The following is a 6,131-nucleotide window of genomic DNA, read 5'->3' on the forward strand; positions in this document are numbered from 1 at the left end:
TAACAATCATCTGTGTGGACACTACGAACAAATAAGTTCTAAATCGTATAAGGAGGTGATCCAGCCCCAGGTTCCCCTAGGGCTACCTTGTTACGACTTCACCCCAGTCATGAATCACTCCGTGGTAAACGTCCTCCCGAGGGTTAGACTATCTACTTCTGGAGCAACCCACTCCCATGGTGTGACGGGCGGTGTGTACAAGGCCCGGGAACGTATTCACCGCGTCATTCTGATACGCGATTACTAGCGATTCCGACTTCATGGAGTCGAGTTGCAGACTCCAATCCGGACTACGACGCACTTTAAGTGATTCGCTTACTCTCGCGAGTTCGCAGCACTCTGTATGCGCCATTGTAGCACGTGTGTAGCCCTACACGTAAGGGCCATGATGACTTGACGTCGTCCCCACCTTCCTCCGGTTTATCACCGGCAGTCTCCTTAGAGTTCTCAGCATTACCTGCTAGCAACTAAGGATAGGGGTTGCGCTCGTTGCGGGACTTAACCCAACATCTCACAACACGAGCTGACGACAGCCATGCAGCACCTGTATCAGAGTTCCCGAAGGCACCAAACCATCTCTGGTAAGTTCTCTGTATGTCAAGTGTAGGTAAGGTTCTTCGCGTTGCATCGAATTAAACCACATGCTCCACCGCTTGTGCGGGCCCCCGTCAATTCATTTGAGTTTTAACCTTGCGGCCGTACTCCCCAGGCGGTCTACTTAATGCGTTAGCTTTGAAAAACAGAACCGAGGCTCCGAGCTTCTAGTAGACATCGTTTACGGCGTGGACTACCGGGGTATCTAATCCCGTTTGCTCCCCACGCTTTCGTACATGAGCGTCAGTGTTGACCCAGGTGGCTGCCTTCGCCATCGGTATTCCTTCAGATCTCTACGCATTTCACCGCTACACCTGAAATTCTACCACCCTCTATCACACTCTAGTTTGCCAGTTCGAAATGCAGTTCCCAGGTTGAGCCCGGGGCTTTCACATCTCGCTTAACAAACCGCCTGCGTACGCTTTACGCCCAGTAATTCCGATTAACGCTCGCACCCTCCGTATTACCGCGGCTGCTGGCACGGAGTTAGCCGGTGCTTCTTCTGTCAGTAACGTCACAGCTAACGGGTATTAACCGTTAACCTTTCCTCCTGACTGAAAGTGCTTTACAACCCGAAGGCCTTCTTCACACACGCGGCATGGCTGCATCAGGCTTGCGCCCATTGTGCAATATTCCCCACTGCTGCCTCCCGTAGGAGTCTGGGCCGTGTCTCAGTCCCAGTGTGGCTGATCATCCTCTCAAACCAGCTAGGGATCGTCGCCTTGGTGAGCCATTACCTCACCAACTAGCTAATCCCACTTGGGCCAATCTAAAGGCGAGAGCCGAAGCCCCCTTTGGTCCGTAGACATTATGCGGTATTAGCAGTCGTTTCCAACTGTTGTCCCCCACCTCAAGGCATGTTCCCAAGCATTACTCACCCGTCCGCCGCTCGTCAGCAAAGTAGCAAGCTACTTTCTGTTACCGCTCGACTTGCATGTGTTAGGCCTGCCGCCAGCGTTCAATCTGAGCCATGATCAAACTCTTCAATTAAAAAGTTTTATGTCTTTCGACAGCTCAATGAATTCTGAATTTATTTTAATATCTTTCGATATTGAATTGACTGTGCCGAATAATTACCGNAAATAACTATTCTGTTGGTCACTCAGTTTTCAATTGAGACTCTAATTTGTTTGCCTCGCTACCTAAGTAGGTTGGCTGTTAGAACTCAATCTGTACGAGTGCCCACACAGATGATTGCTTTATATTGTTAAAGAACGTTTTGAGTCGCTTTAGCGCCTCAAGGGATGCGAATAATACACCCTTTATTTTTCGAGTCAACACTTTGTTTTAAATTTTCTTTTGGAAGATTTAAAACCGAAGTTTTATTTAACTCTCTGAGTAGTTCGTGCCTCGCTATGCTTCAGCGTTTCCCGTCTCAGTGGGGTCGCATTATAGGGAGCGGCGGATTTTACGCAAGCGTTATTTGCATAAAATAGTAATTAAAATTAAGCCCCAAGCAAGCACACATGATAAGCACAAGTTACCCACAAAAATCTGTTGATAACTCTTGTTTTTACATAGCTAAACCATTCTATAGCTTTTAATTAAAACCCTAAAAATACAAAAAGCACCTTATATAGGTGCTTCTCAAAAGTAATAGTTATTAGAATCTAGGGTCTGTTTATCTTTCAAGGTTAAATTTGCAGCAGCCTGTTTGGTATTCAGGCAAGGCAGAGCCTATGTAGTGTGGTTATTCCCCATAAATAGGCGATAACGTAGCATTAATGCCAAACAGGCGCTGCCCAAAGGGTTCTTCCTAGGGGCTATTTACTCTTTGTTACTCGGTTTTTACTTATTCTTACATGGATGTAAGCCAGTAGGGTAACGCAGGAGCAGTTACCGAGCCCACTAGGTTACAAATCTCGCGCCGCGATTACTCCCCCTAGTTTGAACAAATTTTAATCCGCAAAGAGCAACAGACCCTAGTATAAAATACTATATAACTTGCGACGATACTTTGCTGCGAGCGTATCACCATCGGGTAAAGAGGCAATAATGGCTAAAAAGCTTGGTTTCGCTTCATTGAAATTCAGATCTTTTTGCAGCACTGTAAATAGTATATCCAATGCTTCTTCTTTTCTGCCTGCTTCATTGAGTAAAATACTGAGCTCTTCTTTTAATTCTAGGTCATTTGGGTATTTTTCTACTTGTTGTTGCTTTTCTTTAATCTCTGGTGAGTCTTTTGCTTCAAGCGCAGCTTCGCATTTTGCTTTTATATTATTAAAGTAAGCATCTTGCTCTTGTACGTCTATTGTATTTATAAGCGCTTGGGCTTCATCTACCTTGTGAATTTGAATACATATGTCTGCTAGCACTAATTTGATACGTGCATTACCGCTGTCTATTTCATAAGCTTGCTTTGCATAATTAAATGCAGCATTTAAATCTGACTTTAATAACGCTTGCTTTGCTTGTTCTAACAGTAAGTCTTGTTGTGCAGGTAAATGCTTTGCTAGGGCTTCGCGTATTTGTGCTTCGCTTTGAACACCTGCAAGTAAATCTACTGGTGCAGAGTCTTTTAATAATACAAGGGTAGGCAGTGTTTGCAGACCAACTTGTTGCGCAAGTTGAGATGCGAGTGTTTGCTCTGCATCGCAATCTAGGTTTGCTACTACTATATAGCTTGCATATTCTGCCGCTACTTTATCTAAAATTGCAGCCTGTCCGATACAGTCAGGACTTTGAGGAGAGAAAAAGTTAAGCAACACCAATTTTTGTTGTGATGTTTCACCGAGTACTTGTTGAAGGTTTTGCGCATTAATACTAACTATGTTGCTCATTGAATTGATTGCCATATTCATCTATTTAGGTTTTTATATGGTGGTGAACATAATAATTACAAGTCATATACCTAAATCATCCGGTATACATATTCAACAATGAGGGAAAACATGAAATTAACTTATCTAAGTGCAATACTTTTATTAGCAAGCCCATTAGTACAAGCAAATGGACTCGATTTGAATTTAAGCAAAACCATGCCAGCTATAGAAAAGTTTTACCTCGATTTACACCAATCGCCAGAGCTTTCTTATCACGAACAAAAAACGGGTAATAAAATAGCGGATAAATTAACTCAGCTGGGTTTTAAAGTAACAAGTAATGTAGGTGGCTTTGGTGTTGTCGGCATTTACAAAAACGGAAACGGTCCAACCGTGATGATCCGTACTGACACCGATGGCTTACCTATTATAGAGCAGACAGGAAAGTCCTATGCCTCAAAAGTTAAAGTAATAGACGAGCATGGTGCTAAAGTAGGTGTAATGCACGGTTGTGGCCACGATATTCACATGAGCTCTTTTATTGGTACTGCTGAGCAATTAATAGTACACAAAGATCAATGGAAAGGCACTTTGATGATGGTTGCACAGCCTGCCGAAGAAGTTGGTGGGGGTGCTAAAGCCATGTTAGGCGAAGGACTATTTAGTAAATATGAAAAACCTGATCATATAATTGCTTTGCATGTAAGTGCTAGCGTCCCCGCTGGTAAGGTATCAATGAAAAATGAATACACTATGGCAAGTGTAGATTCTGTCGATATTACAATTAAAGGTAAAGGTGGTCATGGTGCTTACCCGCATACAACTATAGACCCTGTGGTTATAGCTGCACGCACAGTGCTTGCTCTGCAAACAATCACAAGCCGAGAACTTTCACCGCTAGAGCCTTCGGTTATTACGGTTGGGTCTATTCATGGTGGCTCAAAACATAATGTAATTTCGGATGAAGTAAAACTACAACTCACTCTCAGAAGCTATAACCCAAATGTTAGAAGTGCTCAAATAGCAGCAATAAAACGAATCACGGCAGGTATTGCACAAAGTGCAGGCCTAAATGAATCAAACTACCCTGTAGTATATGTACATGAAGATGAATCTATTCCATCTACTTATAATAACCCTGCACAAACAGACATTGTTAGAAACTCTATTGCCAGCGCAATTGGTGATACTAATGTGCTTGAAACACAAGCTGTAATGGCGGGTGAAGACTTTGGCCTATACGGACGCACCGATGAAAACATCCCTATTACCTTATTTTGGCTAGGTGGCGTAAACCAAGCACAATATGCAGATTCGATAAAAACAGGTGAAGTACTCCCTTCCCTACACTCTAGTAAATTTGCACCAGATTATAAAGTTGCTATCCCTACCGGAATAAAAGCAATGAGTAACGCTGCTGTTGCTTTATTTAATAAGTAACCTGATGTAATGGTCTCCTCCCTATACGGCATCTATGTGCCATGATTAAAGTGGTTACAATAATCAAAGGGAGAAGACCAAAATGAAGATTACAACAATTGGTTTAGACATAGCAAAAAGATTTTTCCATGTGGTGTGCTGCAATGAACAAGGGCGCTTAGTTAAAAAGAAAATGTTAAAGCGTGCGCAAGTGTTATCTTTTTTCCAACAACACACTACGTGTTTAGTTGCTTTAGAGGCCTGTGCAACTTCTCATTTTTGGGCTCGAGAAATCAGAAAATGTGGTCATCAGATTAAGCTTATTCCACCTCAGCATGTAAAAGCCTTCTTAGTTGGCAATAAAAATGATTATAACGATGCTTTAGCAATTAGCGTTGCTTCAAAACAACATCATATTAAGAGTGTCTGTATAAAATCAGTTGAGCAACAAGATAACCAAGCACAGCACAAAGCGAGAGAATTAGCGGTCAGACAAAGAACGGCACTATGCAATCAAATCCGAGGCTTAACTGCTGAATACGGAATTATTTTAAATCAGGGTGTAAACACAATACGCAAAAGTATCCCCCTAATTTTAGAAGATGAAAATACCGGATTATCAGGCGCATTTAAAGCGGTACTAAAGCAGTTAGAAACACAATTGAGTAACTTAGACAGCTGCATTGAAACTTACAGTACATTAATAGTTGAAACAGCAAAAAATAATGATATTTGCCAACGGATCCAAACAATACCTGGATTTGGTCCTATGGTATCAAGCGCCTATTTCAATGAAGTTGGAAATGGCAGTAACTATAAAAGAGGCCGCGATGTTTCAGCGTCTTTAGGTATCGTTCCGCGTCAACACAGTAGTGGCGGAAAAGATACTTTACTTGGGATAAGTAAGCGAGGAAATAGCTACTTAAGGTGCCTGTTGATCCAAGGAGCAAAAGCTGTTGTCTCAAGAGCAAAAACGAAGAATGATAAATTAAGTCAATGGATAAACCGACTGGTTCAAACTCGAGGGCATAATCGAGCATGTGTAGCTTATGCCAACAAGATGGCGAGAATGGCTTGGGCTATTAGCGCTTCAGGTGAGAGTTACTCACCCGTATAAATACTCTTCAAAGAATTGCGTAAGTGGCTAAAACGATGACATAACAGGTCAAACCTGCATATTGAAAACCTATAGAGTTCAGTGGTAGTAAATACCGATAACCTGATCAGGACAATATGCGCGGATTACATCAAGGTCAGAAGTAATAATCTTCACTAAAAGACCGTATATATGACAGCAAACCTGTCCCTGCTATCGTTGAATGACACCTTGCAATACTGGAGGAGACCATATATGAA

General features: G+C 42.4%; 3 protein-coding genes and 1 rRNA gene. 2 read left to right on the forward strand and 2 right to left on the reverse strand.

All coding sequences use genetic code 11. The features are described 5' to 3' along the window. Positions 1 to 48 precede the first annotated feature (48 nt). Both GQR45_RS21040 and GQR45_RS21045 read right to left on the reverse strand, forming a co-directional pair. Positions 49 to 1,584, reverse strand: a 16S ribosomal RNA gene (locus GQR45_RS21040). Between the two features lie 932 nt (positions 1,585 to 2,516). After that, positions 2,517 to 3,374 carry a tetratricopeptide repeat protein gene (locus tag GQR45_RS21045; RefSeq protein WP_165726928.1) on the reverse strand — a complete coding sequence of 286 codons (858 nt, stop codon included), beginning with the start codon at positions 3,372 to 3,374 and terminating at the stop codon, positions 2,517 to 2,519. 111 nt (positions 3,375 to 3,485) lie between these two features. Here GQR45_RS21045 and GQR45_RS21050 point away from each other — a divergent pair, with 111 nt between their 5' ends. Together GQR45_RS21050 and GQR45_RS21055 are read left to right on the forward strand one after the other, a co-directional pair. Next, positions 3,486 to 4,796, forward strand: a complete 1,311-nt coding sequence (locus GQR45_RS21050) for an amidohydrolase (protein ID WP_165726929.1) — start codon at positions 3,486 to 3,488, stop codon at positions 4,794 to 4,796. 82 nt (positions 4,797 to 4,878) lie between these two features. Further along, positions 4,879 to 5,892, forward strand: coding sequence for an IS110 family transposase (locus tag GQR45_RS21055; protein ID WP_165725710.1), 1,014 nt, complete (start codon positions 4,879 to 4,881; stop codon positions 5,890 to 5,892). Positions 5,893 to 6,131: the final 239 nt, after the last annotated feature.

The sequence above is a fragment of the Pseudoalteromonas sp. SA25 genome, assembly GCF_011378705.1.
In the GTDB taxonomy this organism is placed as follows: domain Bacteria; phylum Pseudomonadota; class Gammaproteobacteria; order Enterobacterales; family Alteromonadaceae; genus Pseudoalteromonas; species Pseudoalteromonas arctica.